Origin of the sequence: Mesorhizobium sp. M4B.F.Ca.ET.203.01.1.1 (genome assembly GCF_004791025.1) — a bacterium.
Classification (GTDB): Bacteria; Pseudomonadota; Alphaproteobacteria; order Rhizobiales; family Rhizobiaceae; genus Mesorhizobium; species Mesorhizobium abyssinicae.
This window is the reverse complement of sequence record NZ_SRUO01000221.1, coordinates 1-303: the sequence shown is the minus strand read 5'-3', so window position 1 is coordinate 303 and position 303 is coordinate 1. Positions and strand designations below refer to the sequence as shown.

The 303-nt window shown below is 65.0% G+C and carries 1 pseudogene; it reads right to left on the bottom strand.

From position 1 onward, the window contains the following. Positions 1-238 (bottom strand): annotated as a pseudogene (locus EN846_RS34400) (RNA methyltransferase); the annotation flags it as partial. Positions 239-303: the final 65 nt, after the last annotated feature.

Below are 303 nucleotides of genomic sequence, written 5' to 3'. Positions count from 1 at the left end.
CGGCGACCTTCTCGACGGCCGCGTTGCCGCGTCCGGCCTTGGCGAAGACCAGGGTCTTGATCGACCAGCCGAGGTCCAGCGCGTCGATGACCAGCTTCAGCCCTTCGGCCATGAAGGCGTTCTGCTGGTCGCGGAATTTCTTCAAGGCGAGCGCCTTGATGTCCTTGACCAGCGGATTGGCAAGGCTGGTGACTTCCTTGACCTGCCCGACCGGGCGGGCGCCGTCATGTGCGTTCATTCAAGCCACCCAGCGCGAGAACAGCGAGGTCGACAGCGCGCGGCCGGCGGACTTCTCGCGAATGA